This window comes from Streptomyces rubrogriseus, assembly GCF_027947575.1.
In the GTDB taxonomy this organism is placed as follows: domain Bacteria; phylum Actinomycetota; class Actinomycetes; order Streptomycetales; family Streptomycetaceae; genus Streptomyces; species Streptomyces rubrogriseus.
Genome location: NZ_CP116256.1, coordinates 607,109 through 625,156, shown reverse-complemented (window position 1 = coordinate 625,156; position 18,048 = coordinate 607,109). Strand labels below are relative to the sequence as shown.

The window sequence follows — 18,048 nt, the reverse complement described above, 5'->3', positions numbered from 1 at the left end:
TCGGGGGCACAGCGGTGGGGGACGGGGGCGGCCGCGGGGAGGGGGCGGTGGGCGAGGCGGGGAGTCATGGCGCCAGCTCCCCCAGTACGCGGTCGACGGGCACCTCGGCCGTGACCGTCACGGCGGCCGGGTCCAGGTCGTGCGGCGTCGGCATCACGCTGCCGGGCAGCTGGACGGCGGCGGCGCCGTGCGCGACGGCGGAGGCGAGGGCGCCGGGCCCGGTCCCGCCGGCGACGAGGAAACCGGCGAGGGAGGAGTCCCCGGCGCCGACGTTGCTGCGTACGGCGTCCACGCGGGCGGTGCCGAACCAGGTGCCCGCGTCGTCCACGAGCAGCTGCCCGTCGGCGCCCAGGCTGGCCAGCACCGACCGGGCGCCCAGCTCCCGCAGCTCCTCGGCGGCCTTCACCGCGTCGCCGACCGTGGCCAGCGGACGCCCGACGGCCTCGGCCAGCTCCTCGGCGTTCGGCTTGACCACGTCGGGCCGCTCGCGCAGCGCCCGCAGCAGGGCCGGTCCGGAGGTGTCCAGGGCGATGCGGACGCCGGCGGCGTGCGCGCGGGCGACCAGGTCGGCGTACCAGGAGGGGGCCAGGCCGCGGGGGAGGCTGCCGCAGCAGGCGATCCAGTCCGCGCCGGGCGACTGGCGGCGCACGGTCTCCAGGAGCAGTTCCCGTTCGGCCGGGGTGAGTTCGGGACCCGGCGCGTTGATCTTCGTCAGGACGCCGTCGGCCTCGGCGAGCGCGATGTTGGACCGGGTGGGTCCGGTGATCGGGACCGCCGCGACCTCGATGCCCTGCGCGTCGAGCAGGTCGGCGACGAGGGCGCCCGGTGCTCCGCCCAGCGGCAGCACCGCGACGGTGCGCCGTCCGGCGGCGGTCACCGCGCGCGAGACGTTCACGCCCTTGCCGCCGGGGTCGACCCGCTCGCCGGTGGCGCGGACGACCTCGCCGCGGTCGAGGGAGGGCACCTCGTAGGTGCGGTCCAGCGACGGGTTGGGGGTGACGGTCAGGATCATGCGCGTACTACTTCCGTGCCGGCGCGCTCGATGTCGCCCGCGTCCTCGGGGGTGAGTCCCTTGTCGGTGATCAGCAGGTCCACGTCGCCGAGGGCGCCGAAGCGGGCGAAGTGCTCCTGGGCGTACTTGGAGGAGTCGGCGAGCAGCACCACGCGCCGGGCGGCGGTCAGGGCGGCCCGCTTGACGGCTGCCTCGGCCAGGTCGGGGGTGGTCAGTCCGTGCTCCACGGAGAACCCGTTGGCCGCCACCACGGCCACGTCGGCGCGGATCTCGCCGTACGCGCGCAGCGCCCAGGCGTCCACGGCGGCGCGGGTACGGTGACGCACGCGCCCGCCGACGATGTGGAGCTGGATGCCGGGGTGGTCGGCGAGGCGGGCCGCGATGGGCAGGCTGTGGGTGACCACGGTCAGCGAGGCGTCCGGCGGGATCGCCGCGGCCATGCGGGCCACCGTGGAACCGGCGTCGAGGATCAGCGTGCCCTCGGCCGGCAGTTCCGCGAGGGCGGCCCTGGCGATGCGGTCCTTCTCGTCGGCGGCGGTGGACTCGCGCTCGGCGAGGTCGGGTTCGAAGTCGAGCCGGCCGGCCGGGATCGCGCCGCCGTGCACCCGGCGGAGCAGCCCCGCGCGGTCGAGCGCCTTGAGGTCGCGGCGGATGGTCTCCGCCGTCACCTGGAACTCCTCGGCCAGCGACACCACGTCCACCCGGCCGCCGTCCCGGGCGAGCCGGAGGATCTCCTGCTGCCGCTCCGGTGCGTACATGACCGTTCACCTCCGACCGATGCCCGAACCTGTGGTTTCGCTGGGAGGCTACGCCTGGTTGTCCGGAATGTAAACAGGAAACAGAAACACTCGGACCCAAGCAGGCATGAACGGGCATCGGCATGAGAGGGCGGGTCCGGCACCTCCGTGCCGGACCCGCCCACTGCCCACCGTCCCTTCGCGCGTCCGCGGTCTCAGACCAGCGCGGGCTCCTGCTCCTCCGCGCGGTCCTCGGCCGGGCCGCCTTCGACGTGCTGGGCCGGCCGCCGGGGCAGCGCGAACATCAGCAGGAAGATGACGGCCAGCACCGCGGCCACCCAGCCCAGCGCGTTCTGGAAGGCGTCCACGTAGGCGGGACCGATGCGGTCGGGGGTGAGGCGGTCGCTCATCGTGCCGAAGAAGACCACCGACACCAGCCCGAGCCCGAGCGCGTTGCCCATCTGCTGCACGGTGTTGATGAGCCCCGACGCCGCTCCGGCGTGCTCGCGCGGCACCTGGGAGAGGACCGCGTCGGTCAGCGGCGCGACGATCAGGCCCATGCCGAGGCCCATCACGACCAGCGGCAGCGCCATCTGCCAGGAGGTGATGGCGAGCCCGTAGCGCCCGGACTCCCACATGTAGAGGAGCACTCCGGCCGCCATCACCAGCGCGCCGGTCTGGAGCACCTTGCGCCCGAAGCGCGGGACCAGCTTCTGCACCGAGATCCCGGCGGCCGTGGACACGGCGATCGAGAACGGCACGCCGGTCAGACCGGCCCGCAGCGGGCTCCAGCCGAGGCCGAACTGCATGTACAGCGTCCACACCAGGAAGAAGACGCCGAGCGCGACCCCGAAGACGGTCTGCACGGCGATCCCGGCCGCGAAGCTCTTCACCCTGAACAGCGACAGCTCCACCAGCGGCGAACCGTCCCGCGCGCTCTTGCGCCGCTCGTAGGCGACCAGGACCCCGAGGACCACCAGCGAGCCGGCCATCGACAGGTACCCCCACAGCGGCCAGCCCAGCTCCTCGCCCCGGGTGAGCGGGTAGATCAGCATCAGCAGGCCGAGGGTGACCAGCGCGACCCCGACCAGGTCCAGCCGGAGGGCGCGCGGCGCCTTGGACTCGGTGATGAAGCGGCTGCCGAGGACGAGGCCCGCGATGCCGACCGGCAGGTTGATGAGGAAGATCGGCCGCCATTCGAGGCCGAAGAGGTTCCACTCGGTGAGCAGGGCGCCCAGCAGCGGGCCGGAGACGGCCCCCAGACCCACGATGGCGCCGAACAGCCCGAAGACCTTGCCGCGTTCGTGCGCCGGGAAGGTGGCGTGCACGATCGACAGCACCTGCGGCACCATGAGCGCCGCCATGCCGCCCTGGAGGATGCGGGAGGCCACCAGCATCTCCGGGTTGGCCGCCAGGCCGCACAGCGCCGAGGCGAGGGTGAAGCCGCCGATGCCGACGAGGAAGACCCGCTTGCGGCCGTGGATGTCGCCGAGCCGCCCGCCGGTGATCAGACCGGCCGCGAACGCGAGGGCGTAGCCGGCGGTGATCCACTGGATCTGGCTGAAGGAGGCGCCCTCGTCCCGCTGGATCGAGGGGATGGCGATGTTGACGATGGTGACGTCCACCAGGTCCATGAAGGCCGCGGTCATCACGATCGCGAGGGCGAACCAGCGACGCCGGTCGCCCGCCGCGGGCGGGACGGGAGCCGGTTGCGGGGTCTGCTTGAAGGTCATGGGAGCAACGTAGGCGGCCAGTAGGTCGGATCGTGTCCTAGATGTGCGGCATCCTCGAGCACATGACGACGGACACTCCGGCCCGGCTGCTGACCCTCCTCTCCCTCCTCCAGACGCCCCGCGAATGGCCCGGCGGCGAGCTGGCCGACCGGCTCGGGGTCTCCCGGCGCACGGTCCGGCGGGACATCGACCGCCTGCGCGAACTGGGCTATCCGGTGCAGGCGACGATGGGCGCCGACGGGGGCTACCGGCTGGTGGCGGGCAAGGCGATGCCGCCGCTGGTCCTCGACGACGAGGAGGCGGTGGCCATCACGGTCGGGCTGCGGGCCGGCGCGGGGCACGCGGTCGAGGGCCTGGACGAGGCGTCGGTGCGGGCCCTGGCCAAGCTGGAGCAGGTGCTGCCCTCGCGGCTGCGGCACCGGGTCACCACGCTCCAGTCCGCGACCACGCCGCTGACCAGCGGGGACGGGCCCAGCATCGCGCCCGAGACGCTGACCGTGATGGCCTCGACGGTGGCCGGGCACGAGCGGCTGCGGTTCGCCTACCGCGCGGCGGACGGCACCGGGACGCGGCGCTCGACGGAGCCGTACCGGCTGGTCTCCACGGGGCGGCGCTGGTACCTGGTCGCCTACGACCTCGACCGGGACGACTGGCGGACCTTCCGGGTGGACCGGGTGAGCGAGCCCTTCGCGACGGGGGCGCGGTTCACTCCCCGGGAGCTGCCGACCGGGGACGCGGCCGAATACCTGCGGCGCTCGATGCAGCGGCGGCACGACTCCTACGAGATCACGGTCGTCTTCCACGCACCGGCCGAGGCCGTCGCGCCCCTGCTGCCGCACTGGATGGGAACGCCCGAGCCGGTGGACGGCTGCGCGTCGTGCGTGGTGCGGGCGACCGTGTCCGGCCCGGTGGAGTGGACCGCGGCCCGGCTGGCGACGACCGGCCTGGAGTTCCGGGTCCGGGAACCGGCGGAACTGGTGGAGTGCGTACGGGAGCTGGGGGCCCGGCTGGGACGCGCGGCGGGGTCCGGCTGACCGGCGGGCCGACGCAGCGACCGCGACCGGCGGGCAGGCCGGCGGCGGCGCCCGCCAGGGGTCTCACCCCTCTCCCGCGGGCCCGGCCTCCCAGGCGAACCCCCGTAGCACCTCCAGGTTCAGCAGCGCCTGCTCCAGGAGGCTGCGTGCTCCCTGCGGGGAGGTCGACGCCCAGTGCTCCGCTGCCACGCGCACCGACGCACCCGCCACCGCGGCCGCGAAATGCAGCCGGGGCGAGGCGGCCAGGCGTACGGCAACGTTGTCGTCGCCCTGGGCCATCCGCGCGGCCAGCGCCTGGACCAGCCCGCGCTCCGTGGCGTGGCAGACCTCCGCCCACACCTTGCGCAGCGCCGGACTGCTCTCGGCCAGGCGGATGAGGGTGCGGGCCCACTCCCAGGAGGGCGCCGACACACCGGCGCCCGGGGTCAGCGTGTGCCGCACGGCGCGTTCCAGTGCCTCGGGCGGCGACAGTTCGGCCGGGGCCTCGCGCACCGCCCGCACCCAGCGCTCGGCGCCCAGGGCGTAGAGCGGGGCGATGGCCTCTTCCTTGGTGGCGAAGTAGCGGTAGAAGGTGCGCGGGGCGACCCCCGCCGCCCTGGCGATGTCCTCGGCCCGGGTGGCCCGCAGGCCCTGGCCGACGAAGAGGCGGGCCGCCGCCCGGGCGATCTCCATCCGGGTCTCGGCCTTGCGCCGCTCGGTCAGTGAGACCGGTCCGGCCGGTCCGGGGCCGGGCCCGGGACCAGGCCCGGGAAGTGCTGGAATGGTGCTGCTCACTTCGGCAGGCTATGCCGCTGTGGCAGAATCTGCCATTCGGCGGGCCACCCCGGGGTTCAGGTTCGGGGTGCCCCGCCTCCCCGCTCTGCCCCGCTGCCGCTCCGGCTCGCGGCCGTCCGGGTCCCCCGAGACACGGAAAGAGCCGGGCTGCGGCGCCCCAGGGGGGGGAGGGGCAGCCGAGCCCGGCTCGGGAAGTCCCGGCGCCGGGGGGAGTGCGTCGGGACGTGGTCTTCGGTGGTTGGTCTCCGGTGGTGCCGCGATACCGGCTCGAACGTCTTTTTCCCGGCCCCCACGGATTGAAGCAGCGTTGTACGGCCATGTTTGCGCCGGGTCCGACACCCGGCGTACGCCCCATCCGCCCCGTCACGCCCCCACGTCACGCGGCATCCGGGCCGTACGGCCGGCGTCGCCTCCCGGCCGGGTCAGGCCGCCGCCTCGAAGCCGGTGTCGCGGGCCAGCTTCTTCAGCTCCAGCAGCGCGTGCTTCTCGATCTGCCGGATGCGCTCGCGGGTGAGGCCGTGCTCCTTGCCGACCTCGGTCAGCGTGCGCTCACGGCCGTCGTCGATGCCGTACCGCATCTTGATGATGGAGGCCGTGCGCGGGTCCAGGCGGCCGATGAGGTCGTCCAGCTCCTCGCTGCGCAGCAGGGTCAGCACCGACTGCTCGGGCGACACCGCCGAGGTGTCCTCCAGCAGGTCGCCGAACTGGGTCTCGCCCTCGTCGTCCACCGACATGTTCAGCGAGACCGGGTCGCGGGCCCAGTCGAGCACGTCGGTGACGCGCTCCGGCGTCGAGCCCAGCTCGGCCGCGATCTCGGCGGGCTCCGGCTCGCGGCCGTGCTCCCGGTTGAACTCGCGCTGCACGCGCCGGATCCGGCCCAGCTCCTCCACCAGGTGGACGGGCAGCCGGATGGTGCGCGACTGGTCGGCGATGGAACGGGTGATGGCCTGCCGGATCCACCAGGTCGCGTACGTGGAGAACTTGAAGCCCTTGCGGTAGTCGAACTTCTCGACCGCGCGGACCAGGCCGGCGTTGCCCTCCTGGATCAGATCCAGGAGCGGCAGGCCGCTGCGCGGGTAGCGGCGGGCGACCGCGACGACCAGGCGGAGGTTGGAGCGGATGAAGACGTCCTTCGCCCGCTCGCTCTCGTCGATCAGGGCCTGGAGCTCCTCACGGGTGGCGTCCGCCCCGGTCTCCTCGTACCCTTCGAGGACCTGCCGCGCGAACACACCCGCCTCGATGGTCTGGGACAGCTCGACCTCCTTGGCGGCGTCGAGCAGCGGGGTCCGGGCGATCTCGTCGAGGTACATGCCGACCAGATCGCGGTCGGCGAGCTCGCCGCCGTTCGCGCGGACGCTGGTTGCCGAGCCGGAGGTCTCGCCGGCGGCGGACTTACGACGGGCGACGGCACGGGTTGCCATGCGTGCTCCCTTGCGATGGTGGTTCAGCGGGTGGTCCGGTGGACGCTCGGGCGCCTTGCGGTTGTCTCCGTGTCTCCAGCCCCTCTCGGGACTCTCCTCGGGTGCCCTGCATCCGATGGAAACAACGACTGGAATCCGGACAGAATTCCCAACCTGCCCCTCGATTTTTCTGATCATGCAGTACCCTGTGCCGCCACAGAGGGAGGGGCGGCCATGCCGGAAACTGCCGAGGTCCAGGTCAGACCGGGAGTCGAGGAGGATCTCAAGCCACTCACCGACCTCTACAACCACTACGTACGTGAGACGCCCATCACGTTCGACACCGAGCCGTTCACCGCGGAAGGGCGCCGACCGTGGCTGCTCTCCCACCCTGAAGACGGCCCGTACCGCCTGAGGGTTGCCACGGACGCGGAGTCACAGGAGATTCTGGGGTACGCCACATCCAGCCCCTACCGCGCGAAGCCCGCCTACGCGACCTCGGTGGAGACCACCGTCTACGTCGCCCCGGGGGCCGGCGGCCGCGGCATCGGCTCGCTCCTCTACGCGTCCCTCTTCGAAGCCCTGGCCGCCGAGGACCTGCACCGCGCCTACGCCGCCGTCGCCCAGCCCAACGAGGCCTCCGCCCGGCTGCACGCCCGCTTCGGCTTCCGGCACGTGGGCACGTACCGCGAGGTGGGCCGCAAGTTCGGCCGGTACTGGGACGTGGCCTGGTACGAGAGGCCGCTCTAGGGCCTGTCGCCACTCCCCCGCCGGGTACGGGCGCTCAGCCGAACTGCACCGAGCGCTTCGCCAGGCCCATCCAGAACCCGTCGATCACCGACCGCCGCAGGTCCAGCTCGCCGGCCGCGTCCGCCGCGCCCATGGTCACGAACAGGGGCGCGAAGTGCTCGGTGCGCGGGTGGGCGAGCCGGCCCGCCGGGGACTTGCGGGCGAAGTCGAGCAGCCCGTCCACGTCCCCGCCCTCCAGCGCGCGCCGCCCCCAGTCGTCGAACTCCGCGGACCAGGAGGGGATGCCGCCCTGGCGCAGCGCGGCCAGGTTGTGGGTGAAGAAGCCGGAGCCGATGATCAGCACGCCCTCGTCGCGCAGCGGCGCGAGCCTGCGGCCGATCTCCATGAGCCGCGCCGGGTCGAGGGTCGGCATGGAGACCTGGAGGACCGGGATGTCGGCGCCGGGGTACATCTCCACCAGCGGCACGTAGGCGCCGTGGTCGAGACCGCGGTCGGGGACGTCCTGCACGGGCGTGCCGGGAGCGCGCAGCAGCTTGCGTACGGAGTCGGCGAGCGCGGGCGCGCCGGGCGCTCCGTAGCGCACCTGGTAGTAGTGCTCCGGGAAGCCCCAGAAGTCGTAGACGAGGGGGACCGTCCGGGTGGCGCCGAGGGCGAGCGGGGCCTCCTCCCAGTGGGCGGAGACCACGAGGATCGCTTTGGGACGCGGCAGGTCCGCGGCCCAGGCGGCCAGCTCGCCGGGCCAGACCGGGTCGTCGGCGAGCGGCGGGGCACCGTGGCTGAGGTAGAGGGCGGGCATGCGCTCCCGGACGGCGGCGGCCATGGCTACTCCAATACTTGAACTCTCAATCTTTACTTGCCATCAATCTACGCCGACTTTGTTTAATGTTCAAGGAACCGTCTCGTACAGTGGGACGCATGAACGACGAACCCCGTTGGCTCACCGCCGAGGAGCAGCTCGTCTGGCGCTCCTACATCGAGGCCGCCACCCTCCTCGAGGACCACCTCGACCGGCAGCTCCAGCGCGACGCGGGCATGCCGCACGTCTACTACGGCCTGCTGGTCAAGCTGGCCGAGTCACCGCGCCGGCGGCTGCGGATGACCGAGCTGGCCAAGTACGCGAAGATCACCCGGTCCCGGCTCTCGCACGCGGTGGCGCGGCTGGAGAAGAACGGCTGGGTCCGTCGCGAGGACTGCCCCTCCGACAAGCGCGGCCAGTTCGCCATCCTCACCGACGAGGGGTACGAGGTGCTGCGCCAGACCGCACCGGGCCACGTCGACGCCGTGCGTCAGGCGGTCTTCGACCGGCTCACCCCGGAACAGCAGAAGTCCCTCGGCGAGATCATGCGGATCGTCGCCGAGGGACTTCAGCCGAGCGAAGCGGGTGCGGACCTGCCCTGGCTGCGCTGAGCGCGCGGCCGGGGCAGGTCCGGGGGAACCGTGCGTACGGGGCGTCCCCTCCCCGTACGCACGGGTGGAACAGGGGCCCGAGCGGGTACCGGGGCGGTCGTCAGTGGGCGACGACCGGCACCCGCAGCTCGTCCTCGGCCTCGTCGCCCGCACCGGACCCGGTGACGGCGCCGCCGCCCGGACGCCCGGCGTCGATGAGGGTCAGGGCGATCGCGGCCGCGACGACCAGGATGCCGACGGCGAACCAGATCGCGCTGGTGTAGCCCTGCACCTGGCCCTCCAGCTGGACCAGCTGCTGCTGGGACCGGGAGGCCGCGCCACCCATGTGGTCGGCGATGTAGGACGTGGTGGCGGAGGCGGCGATCGTGTTCAGCAGCGCCGTACCGATCGCGCCGCCCACCTGCTGCGAGGTGTTGACCATCGCGGAGGCGACACCGGCGTCCCGGGCTTCCACGCCCGTGGTGGCCAGGGACATGGCCGGCATGAACGCCGTACCCATGCCGAGGCCGAGCAGCAGCATGCCGGGCAGCAGCACACCGGCGTAGGAGGTGTTGATCTCCAGCTGGGTCAGGAACAGCATGCCGACGGCGGCGACCAGGAAGCCGGGGCCGATCAGCAGCCGGGGCGCGACCCGGGTCATCAGCCGGGCACCGATCTGCGTGGAGCCCGTGATCATGCCCGCGATCATCGGCAGGAAGGCGAAACCGGTCTTCACCGGCGTGTAGCCCCGCACGATCTGCAGGTAGTAGGTCAGGAAGAGGAACAGGCCGAACATCGCGATGACGGCCAGGCCCAGTGAGAGGTAGATCCCGCCCCGGTTGCGCTCGGTGATCACGCGCAGCGGCAGCAGCGGGGCCTTGACCCGGGACTCGACGAGCACGAAGGCCAGCAGCAGCACGGCCGAGCCGACGAACATGCCGACCGTCACGGTGTCGCTCCAGCCGTTGGACTCGGCGCGGGTGAAGGCGTAGACCAGCGCGACCAGACCCAGGGTGGACAGGATGACGCCGGGGATGTCGAGCGGCGAGCGGTTGCGGCCGCCCCTGGGCTCACGGATGACCAGGTACGCACCGGCCGCGGCGACGATGGCGAACGGGATGTTGACGAAGAACGTCCAGCGCCAGTTCAGGTACTCGGTGAGGAAACCGCCGAGGATCAGGCCCACGGCGCCACCGCCACCGGCGATCGCACCGTAGATGCCGAACGCCTTGGCACGCTCCTTGGCGTCCGTGAACATCACGGCGAGCAGGGAGAGCGCGGCGGGCGCGAGCAGGGCGCCGAAGACTCCCTGGAGGGCGCGGGAGCCGAACAACATCGCCTCGTTGGTGGCCGCGCCGCCCAGCGCGGAGGCGACGGCGAAGCCGGCCAGACCGAGCACGAAGGTGCGCTTGCGGCCCCACAGGTCGGCTATCCGGCCGCCGAACAGCAGCAGACCGCCGAAGGCGAGGGCGTAGGCCGTGACGACCCACTGCCGGTTGCCGTCGGAGATGCCGAGGTCCTGCTGCGCGGAGGGGAGGGCGATGTTCACGATGGTGGCGTCGAGGACCACCATCAGCTGGGCGAGCGCGATGAAGACCAGCGCTTTCCAGCGACCGGCGTCCGGGGCGTCGCTGACGCCGGAGGCCTTGACGGCTGTTTGAGACATGGGGATACCCACTTCGGACTTCGTGACGGAAAAAGATGAGAAAAGGGACGAGTGTGCCCGCACCGACGGCCCGCAGTCAGCGGCGGAGCCGAGAGTCCGGCGTCGGTGGCGGTACTGGCATTACTGGCGCTACTGGCGTTACTACTGGTCGCAGGGCCGGCGCAGGTCCTCCAGAGTCACGGCCGCACCCGGGAGGACGGAGCGGGCGGGAGCCCGCAGCCCGTCCAGGAACAGCTGAAGATGGCGATGGACGAACCGGTCGGCGCTCAGGCACCCGGTACCGGCCGGGGGCCGGCTGAGCTGGGCCGCGGCGATCATCAGATCGCCGACGCCCACGTCGCCGCGGAGCTGACCGGCCGCCTTCGCCCGGTCCATGACTTCGGCGACCAGGCGCTCGACCCGTCCGCGGGCCGCCTCCAGGTCGGGGTGGTTCTGGTCGAACGTGCTGGCCACCATGGGGCACAGGGCGCTGATCCGCTCGTCGGCGGAGGCGTGCACGAAGCGCTCCAGCGCCTCGAACGCGTCACCGGTCTCCGCGAGGGCCAGCTCGGCCGCCCGTGCCGTACGGTCCATAACCGAGCAGACGACCTCGCGGACGAGGGCGTCGCGGTCGGGGAAGTTGCGGTACACCGTGGCGTTGCCCACACCGGCCCGGCGAGCGACGTCGTCGAGCGGCACGTCCGGCCCGTGCTCGACGAACATCTCCCGGGCGGCGAGGACGATCCGCTCCCGGTTGCGCAGAGCATCGGCGCGGGGCCGGGCCACCTTGCGCTGATCGGGAACCGCGGTCTGCACGGCGTACTCCTTCGTGTCTGTGGTGTCTGTGAGGGTGTCGGCCACGGTTGTGACGACTGGGTTCACGATCCGGGGAGCAAATCCCCGTTTCGCTCGGACACAGGTCTAAACGGGGAAACGATCCCCGGTTATTTCCCGCCACCGAAGAACTTTCCGGTGACCTGAGTCACACCCGGATCCCGGCCCGTCCCCCGGTCGGCGGCTACCGGTGAGAAACCCACGATCGGCCTCTCCAGCGCGCGCCCGCCCACCCCTCGGCACAGGGTGAGCGCAAGGGTGCAGCCGGTGCCGGGCGGCTGCCGTGGCCGGGGAGGTCCGCATGCAGCCGCCGCCGCAGGCGCAGCCGCCGAGCCGCCGCATACGCCCGCGCAGACTGGCCGCCGCCGGGACCGTCGCCGTCCTGACCCTCGCGCTCAGCACCTCGGCCGGCACCGGCCGCCTCGCGCCCGGCACCTCGACCGCGGGCGCCGGCCCGACCGCCCTCTCCCGCTCCTCCGCGCACGGCCCCTGCATGATCGGCGGCGGCGCCGAGATCCAGATGTCCGAGGGCGTGCCCACCTCCGCCGGCTACGCCCGCTCGACCGGCACCGTCCGCGCCCTCAACCTGATGATCGACTTCTCGGACGCGCCCGGCGAGGGCAAGGCGCTCGACCGGTACGCGGAGTTCTTCCCGCAGACCGAGGAGTGGTTCCGCACCAGCAGCTACGGCCGCCTCGACTACCGCCCCGAGACCCCGGTCCGGGACTGGCTGCGGATGCCCAAGTCGTTCGCGGAGTACGGCATAGAGCGCGGTGCCCCCTTCGAACCCGGCTACCGCAGACTGGTCCAGGACCTGGTCGCGGCGGCCGACTCCAAGGTCGACTTCCGCTCGTACGACCTGCTGAACGTCCTGGTCACCCCGAACGCGGGACCCTCCGCCCTGGACACGGTCCTGTCCGTGACCTTCGCCGGGAACCAGGAGGCCCCGGTCGCCGACGGCGTGCCGGTGGCCAACGCCTCCTTCGTCTACTCCCGCCAGGACGACGGCTCCGGCTCCTACGACGAGACCGGCTACCGCGTGCTCCCGCACGAGAACGGTCATGTCTTCGGCCTCCCGGACCTCTACACCCAGGAGGGCGGCGGGGCCGTCGGCCACTGGGACATCATGAGCGAGGACTGGGGCGCCAACAACGACCTCCTGGGCTGGCACAAGTGGAAGCTGGGCTGGCTCGACCCGTCCCAGGTGCACTGCGCGTCCGCGCCGGGGACCACGGAGTACACGCTGACCCCGCTGGCCCGCAAGGGCGGCGACAAGCTGGTCGTCCTCCCGCTGAGCGGCACCTCCGGCTACGCCGTCGAACTGCGCACCCGCGGGGGCAACGACGAGACGGTGTGCCGGCCCGGCGTACTGATCTACAAGGTCGACGCGGACGTCGACACCGGCATGGGCCCGGTACGGGTGTACGACTCCCGGCGCGACAGCGGCGGCTGCACCCGCAGCCCCAACGTCCACGCCGAACTCTCGGACGCCGCCTTCACCCCGGGCGAGACCTTCGAGGACCCGCGCAAGGGCGTCACGATCAAGGTGTCGGAGAAGGACGGCGAGGGAGACGTCCGGGTGCGGGTGACGCGGAGGTGACGGCCGGGCGATCGAGGCTACCGTAGGCGGCCTGCCGTGATCGCCGTACCGGAGAGCCGATGCCCGCCCACACCACTCACGACGCCGCCCGGGACGAGGCGGTCGCGCCGCTGCTGCGCGGCATCGCCGTACTCGGCCGGCTGACCGGGGCGGACGACGGCACCCTCAGCCTCAGCGCCCTGGAGCGGACCACCGGCCTGGCCCGCTCCACGGTCGACCGCCTCACGGCGACCCTCGCCCGCATGGGGTACGTCCGGCTGGACGGCCGGGACGTGACCCTGGCCCCCCGTCTGATGGAGCTCGGCAACGCCTATCTCGCCGCGCTCCGCCTCCCCGCCCTGCTCTCCGCCCGCGCCGACGACCTGGCCGACGAACTGGACGAGTCGGTGTCACTGGCCGTCGGCGACCGGGACGGCATCCGCTTCATCCACCAGGCCACCCGCCGCCGCGCCATGTCCCTGAGCTTCCGCATCGGCGACCTGCTGCCGGCCGAACGCACCGCCCCGGGACCCCTGTTCGCCGCGGAATGGACCGCACCGGACTGGCACCGGTGGCGGGAGCGCCGGGCCGCGGACCCGGAAGACCGCTCCTTCCCCGCCGTGCCGCCACGCGAACCCGACGCCCCCGGCGAGGACTTCGCCCGGCGGGCGGCGAAGGCGGCGGCCGACGGCTGGGCGCTGGACGACCAGCTGATCGAACCGGGCCTGGTCGCGGTCTCGGTCCCGGTACGGGACCCCGGCACCGGCCGGGTGGCGTGCGTGGCCAGCGTGGTGAGCCACACCAGCCGCCACACCGCACCGGACCTGCGGGCCGCCCTGCTCCCCCGGCTGCGCGCGGCGGTCGCGGCGATGGAGGACGACCTGCGCACCGCGCCGGCCCCGGAACCGGGACCGCCGCCCGCCGGCCTGGCCCTGTGGACGGGCGCCTCCAAGCAGGAACTGGGCCGGGAGTTCGTCGAGTCCCTGGCCCGCGGCCTGACCGTACTGACCGCCTTCGGCGAGGGCCGCTCCGCGCTGACCCTGGCCCAGGTCGCGCAGGCGACCGGCCTGGCCCGTGCGACCGCCCGCCGGGCACTGATCACCCACGCCCGGGCGGGCCTGGTGGCGCCCGCCGCCGACCACACCTTCACCCTCACCCCCCGGGTCCTCTCCCTCGGCTTCCCGCCGCTGTCCCGCACCTCCCTCCCCGAGATCGCCCAGCCCCACCTGACCGCCCTGGCCGAGCGTGTCCACGAGTCGGCGTCCCTCGCCGTCCTGTCGGACTCGGGCGAGGAGATCCAGTACACGGCCCGGGCGTCCGCGGCCCGTGTCCTGAGCGCCCGGGTCACGGTCGGCACCCGGCTGCCGGCCCGTGCGACGGCGCTCGGCCGTGTCCTGCTGGCCCTGCCCGAGGTCCGGGCGCGGGGCTACGCCCTGGTCGACGAGGAGCTGGAGGCCGGGCTGCGGGCCATCGCGGTCCCGGTGCGGGACCGTACGGGGCGGGTGGTGGCGGCCCTGAACGTCGCGCTGCACGCGGCCCGCCGCACGGCGGACGACTGCGTGGCGCAGATCCTGCCGGAGCTGCGGCACACGGCGGACCTGGTGGAGACCGAGCTGCGGGTGGCGGGGCGCTTCTGCCGCGTGGCGGCCGTCTGACCCACCATGGGGGGCAGACAGCGGCCCGGGGCGCACCTGGCGTTCGTCAGGTGCGCCCCCGGGCCGGTTGCGCCAGGAGCCTGCGGGGGATTTTTTCAGGCCCCTGCGCACGAGGGTACGGAGCGTGTTCACGGCGGCGCACCTGGCGTTCGTCAGGTACGGGTCTTACCTTCGGCAGTACGACGGCCGGGCGGCAGAACGCTCCGCCCCCACCATCCCGGCCCGCACGCACCCACCCGCAAGCACCCACCCGCACCCGTCCTCAGGCACCGCCGCGCAGTTCGCGCAGCAACCGGGCGACGCTGAAGGCGAGTTCGATCGACTGGGCGGCGTTCAGCCGTGGATCGCAGGCCGTCTCGTACCGGCTGGCCAGGTGGGTGTCCAGCACCTCGTCGAGGTCGCCGCCGAGGCACTCGGTGACGTCGTCGCCGGTGAGTTCGAGATGGATGCCGCCCGGGTGCAGGCCCTCCTCGCGGTGCACCGCGAAGAACTCGGCCACCTCGGTGGTGATGTCCGACAGCCGGCGGGTCTTGTAGCCGCTCGCGGAGACGAAGGTGTTCCCGTGCATGGGGTCGCAGGCCCACACCGGAGCGTGCCCGGCGTCCCGCACGGCCCGCAGCAGCGGCGGCAGCAGCTCCGCGCCGCGCCCGGCGCCGAGCCTGCTGATCAGGACGAGCCGGCCCGGCGCCCGGTCCGGGTCCAGCCGCTCGCACAGCTCCCGCAGGTCGGCGGCGCCCATGGTGGGCCCCACCTTGACGCCGACCGGGTTGTCCACCCCGGCGAGCAGTTCCACGTGCGCGCCGTCGACGCGGCGGGTGCGGTCGCCGATCCACAGCAGGTGCGCACTGGTGTCGAACCAGCCCCGCCGCTTCTCGTCGTACCGGATCAGCGCCTGTTCGTACTGCGGCAGCAGCGCCTCGTGCGAGGTGTAGAGCTGGACCTGGTGCAGGGCGGCCTGGGAGCGGGTGTCCAGGCCGCAGGCGGACATGAACCTGAGGGCCCAGGTGATGTCGTCGGCGGCCTTCTCGTAGCGCTGTCCGGCGGAGCTGCGCCGGACGAACTCCTGGTTCCAGTCGTGCACCTGGCCCAGGTCGGCGTAGCCGCCCAGGGTCAGCGCCCGCAGCACGTTCAGGGCCGCCGAGGCGTGGTGGTAGGCGCTCAGCAGCCGGCCGGCGTCCGGGCGGCGGGCCTCGGCGGTGAACTCGGGGCCGTTGACGATGTCCCCGCGGTAGGCGGGCAGTTCGACACCGTCGACGGTTTCCGTGGGGCGGCTGCGGGGCTTGCCGAACTGGCCGGCGATCCTGCCCACCTTCACCACCGGCAGCCCGGAGCCGTAGGTGAGCAGGATGGCCACCTGGAGGATGACCCGCAGCTTGCCGCGCACCCCGGCCTCGGTGCAGGAGCCGAACCGCTCCGCGCAGTCGCCCGCCTGGAGCAGGAAGCCCTCCCCGGCGGCGACCTGGGCCAGGGAGTGGCGCAGGTCGAGGATCTCGTCGGGCAGCACCAGGGGCGGCCTGAGCGCGAGGGTGTCCTCCACGCCGCGCAGTTCCCCCGGGTCGGGCCACTCCGGCTGCTGCGCGGCCGGCCGGCTCCGCCACGAGCCGGGGCTCCATCCGCCCCGCCCGGCCTCGGCCGCGGGGCCGGCCGGGATCGGGGCCGCGGTGCCGGTCCCGGCCGGGGCCGTGCGGGGTTCCGTGTACGTGTCGCTCGCCGTCATCCGACCAGTTCCTTGATCGTGGCGCCGGGGTCTCCGGCCCGCATGAGCAGTTCTCCGACCAGGACCGCGTCCACCCCGGCCGCTTCCAGCGCGCGGGCGTCGGGTCCGCCGCGCACGCCGCTCTCCCCGACCATGACCCGCCCGGTGCCGACCCGCCCCCGCAGCCGGGCCGAAAGGGTCCGGTCGATCGAGAAGTCCCGCAGGTCGCGGTGGTTGACGCCGATCACGTCGGCGCCCGCCTCCAGGGCCACCTCGACTTCCCGTTCGTCGTGCACCTCGACCAGCGCCTCCATGCCGCAGGCACGGGTGCGGGCCAGGAGTGCGGCGAGCCGTGCCGGGCTGAGCGCGGCGACGATCAGCAGCAGGGCGTCGGCGCCGAGCGCCCGGGCCTCCAGGATCTGGTACTCGTCGACGACGAAGTCCTTGCGCAGCACGGGGAGTTCGCAGGCGGCGCGGGCGACGGCCAGGTGGTCCGGGCTGCCGCCGAAGCCCGCCTCGTGGGTGAGCACCGACACGGCGTGGGCGCCGCCGCCCTGATAGGCGCGGGCCAGTTCGGCCGGCCGGTAGTCGTCGGTGAGCGGCCCCTTGGAGGGGCTGCGGGGCTTCATCTCGGCGATGACCCCGAGCCCGGGTTCGCGCAGCGCGGCGGCGAAGTCCCTGGCCGGGGGCGCCGCCGCGGCCAGCTCGGTCAGCTTCGCCTCGGTGCGCAGCGCGCGCCGGCGCCCGGTCTGCAGCTCGGCCTCGGCGACGAGGCCGGCGAGGATGCCGCTCATGCCGGCACCTCCACCAGGTCCGCCCGCTGCCAGGAGGCGTGGGCCCAGCGGTCGAGCAGGTCGGCGGCGGCGCCCCCGTCGACGGCGGACGCGGCCAGCCGCAGCCCGTCGGACCAGGTGCCGGCCAGGCCGGCGACCCGCAGTGCCGCGGCGGCGTTGAGCAGGACGACGTCCCGCGCGGGTCCGTGCCCGCTCGGCCAGGACACGGCGCAGGACGGCCGCGTTGACGGCGCGGTCGCCGCCCGCCAGGTCGCCGGGGCGGGACCGGGCCAGGCCGTGCTCGGCGGGGTCGAAGCGGTGGGTGGTGCGCCGTCCGTCGCGCAGTTCGACCAGGTGGGCGGGGGCGCCGGTGCTCAGTTCGTCCATGCCGTCCGCGCTGTGGAAGACCAGGGCGCGGGTGACGCCGAGCCGTTCGAGTACCTCGGTCATCGGTTCCACCAGCTCGCGGCTCGGCACCCCCAGGGTGCGCAGCCGGGCGCCCGAGGGGTTGCACAGGGGGCCCAGCAGGTTGAAGACGGTCCGCGCGCCCAGTTCCCGGCGCGGTCCCGCCGTGTGCCGGAAGGCCGGGTGGAAGACCGGGGCGAACAGGAAGGTGATCCCGGTGCGGTCCAGGCAGGCTGCGGCCTCCTCGGCGCCGAGGTCGATACGGACGCCGAGTTCCTCCAGCACGTCGGCGCTGCCGCAGGCGGAGGAGGCGCTGCGGTTGCCGTGCTTGGCGACCCGTACCCCGCAGGCGGCGGCGACGATCGCGGCGGCGGTGGAGATGTTGAAGGTGTTCAGCCCGTCGCCGCCGGTCCCGCAGGTGTCGAGCAGATCGCCGCCCGCGCGCGGGACCGGGGTGGCGAACTCCTGGGCGGCGCGGGCCATGCCGACCAGGTCGTCGGCGGAGGCGCCGCGCACCGTGACGCCCAGGGCGAAAGCGGCGATCTGGGCGGCCGTGGCCTCGCCGCGCATGATCACGCGCATCGCGTCGGCCGCCTCGGCCTCGGTGAGGGACCGCTCCACGAGTGTTCTCAGTG

Annotated in this window: 15 protein-coding genes and 1 pseudogene; 5 read left to right on the top strand and 11 right to left on the bottom strand. The window is 73.4% G+C overall.

The annotated features are described in order from the left end of the window. Positions 1–64: 64 nt before the first annotated feature. The 3 genes from pfkB to Sru02f_RS02710 form a co-directional block, all read right to left on the bottom strand. On the bottom strand, positions 65–1,012 hold the full coding sequence (gene pfkB, locus Sru02f_RS02720; RefSeq protein ID WP_373103376.1) for a 1-phosphofructokinase: 948 nt from the start codon (positions 1,010–1,012) through the stop codon (positions 65–67). Continuing rightward, entirely contained in the window at positions 1,009–1,770 is a 762-nt protein-coding gene (locus Sru02f_RS02715) for a DeoR/GlpR family DNA-binding transcription regulator (protein ID WP_109034805.1), read from the bottom strand. Before Sru02f_RS02715 ends, pfkB begins: the two co-directional genes overlap by 4 nt. A gap of 194 nt (positions 1,771–1,964) precedes the next feature. Continuing rightward, positions 1,965–3,482 (bottom strand): MFS transporter, encoded by a 1,518-nt coding sequence (locus Sru02f_RS02710; RefSeq protein ID WP_109034807.1) that lies wholly within the window; start codon positions 3,480–3,482, stop codon positions 1,965–1,967. A gap of 62 nt (positions 3,483–3,544) precedes the next feature. On the opposite strand from Sru02f_RS02710, the gene Sru02f_RS02705 reads away from it, so the two are divergent. Then, positions 3,545–4,516, top strand: a complete 972-nt coding sequence (locus Sru02f_RS02705; RefSeq protein ID WP_109035024.1) for a helix-turn-helix transcriptional regulator — start codon at positions 3,545–3,547, stop codon at positions 4,514–4,516. 63 nt (positions 4,517–4,579) lie between these two features. Here the strand turns inward: Sru02f_RS02705 and Sru02f_RS02700 are convergent, their stop codons facing one another. Together Sru02f_RS02700 and Sru02f_RS02695 are read right to left on the bottom strand one after the other, a co-directional pair. Further along, on the bottom strand, positions 4,580–5,290 hold the full coding sequence (locus Sru02f_RS02700) for a TetR/AcrR family transcriptional regulator (protein ID WP_109034809.1): 711 nt from the start codon (positions 5,288–5,290) through the stop codon (positions 4,580–4,582). 422 nt (positions 5,291–5,712) lie between these two features. Next, positions 5,713–6,711, bottom strand: a complete 999-nt coding sequence (locus Sru02f_RS02695) for a sigma-70 family RNA polymerase sigma factor (RefSeq protein WP_003975615.1) — start codon at positions 6,709–6,711, stop codon at positions 5,713–5,715. Between the two features lie 213 nt (positions 6,712–6,924). On the opposite strand from Sru02f_RS02695, the gene Sru02f_RS02690 reads away from it, so the two are divergent. Next, positions 6,925–7,440, top strand: coding sequence for a GNAT family N-acetyltransferase (locus Sru02f_RS02690; RefSeq protein ID WP_109034811.1), 516 nt, complete (start codon positions 6,925–6,927; stop codon positions 7,438–7,440). A 34-nt stretch (positions 7,441–7,474) separates the two neighbouring features. Here Sru02f_RS02690 and Sru02f_RS02685 read toward each other — a convergent pair whose 3' ends face one another. After that, positions 7,475–8,236, bottom strand: a complete 762-nt coding sequence (locus tag Sru02f_RS02685) for a dioxygenase family protein (protein ID WP_109035026.1) — start codon at positions 8,234–8,236, stop codon at positions 7,475–7,477. A 119-nt stretch (positions 8,237–8,355) separates the two neighbouring features. Here Sru02f_RS02685 and Sru02f_RS02680 point away from each other — a divergent pair, with 119 nt between their 5' ends. Then, the gene (locus Sru02f_RS02680) at positions 8,356–8,847 is read left to right on the top strand and encodes a MarR family winged helix-turn-helix transcriptional regulator (RefSeq protein ID WP_109034813.1); all 492 of its coding nucleotides are present in this window, start codon (positions 8,356–8,358) and stop codon (positions 8,845–8,847) included. Positions 8,848–8,947: 100 nt separating this feature from the next. Here Sru02f_RS02680 and Sru02f_RS02675 read toward each other — a convergent pair whose 3' ends face one another. Then, complete coding sequence (locus Sru02f_RS02675) at positions 8,948–10,492, bottom strand: MFS transporter (protein WP_109034816.1); 1,545 nt, start codon at positions 10,490–10,492, stop codon at positions 8,948–8,950. Between the two features lie 141 nt (positions 10,493–10,633). Continuing rightward, positions 10,634–11,287, bottom strand: coding sequence for a TetR/AcrR family transcriptional regulator (locus tag Sru02f_RS02670; RefSeq protein WP_174855195.1), 654 nt, complete (start codon positions 11,285–11,287; stop codon positions 10,634–10,636). A 319-nt stretch (positions 11,288–11,606) separates the two neighbouring features. On the opposite strand from Sru02f_RS02670, the gene Sru02f_RS02665 reads away from it, so the two are divergent. Together Sru02f_RS02665 and Sru02f_RS02660 are read left to right on the top strand one after the other, a co-directional pair. Beyond that, the gene (locus Sru02f_RS02665) at positions 11,607–12,905 is read left to right on the top strand and encodes a M6 family metalloprotease domain-containing protein (protein WP_109034820.1); all 1,299 of its coding nucleotides are present in this window, start codon (positions 11,607–11,609) and stop codon (positions 12,903–12,905) included. A gap of 59 nt (positions 12,906–12,964) precedes the next feature. Continuing rightward, positions 12,965–14,539 carry an IclR family transcriptional regulator domain-containing protein gene (locus Sru02f_RS02660; RefSeq protein WP_109034822.1) on the top strand — a complete coding sequence of 525 codons (1,575 nt, stop codon included), beginning with the start codon at positions 12,965–12,967 and terminating at the stop codon, positions 14,537–14,539. 262 nt (positions 14,540–14,801) lie between these two features. Here the strand turns inward: Sru02f_RS02660 and Sru02f_RS02655 are convergent, their stop codons facing one another. From Sru02f_RS02655 to trpD, 3 genes and pseudogenes are all read right to left on the bottom strand, one after another. Next, entirely contained in the window at positions 14,802–16,256 is a 1,455-nt protein-coding gene (locus tag Sru02f_RS02655) for a class II 3-deoxy-7-phosphoheptulonate synthase (protein WP_109034824.1), read from the bottom strand. Beyond that, complete coding sequence (gene trpC, locus Sru02f_RS02650) at positions 16,253–17,029, bottom strand: indole-3-glycerol phosphate synthase TrpC (RefSeq protein ID WP_109034826.1); 777 nt, start codon at positions 17,027–17,029, stop codon at positions 16,253–16,255. Before trpC ends, Sru02f_RS02655 begins: the two co-directional genes overlap by 4 nt. Beyond that, positions 17,026–18,034: pseudogene (gene trpD, locus Sru02f_RS02645) on the bottom strand (anthranilate phosphoribosyltransferase). Before trpD ends, trpC begins: the two are co-directional and overlap by 4 nt. Positions 18,035–18,048: the final 14 nt, after the last annotated feature.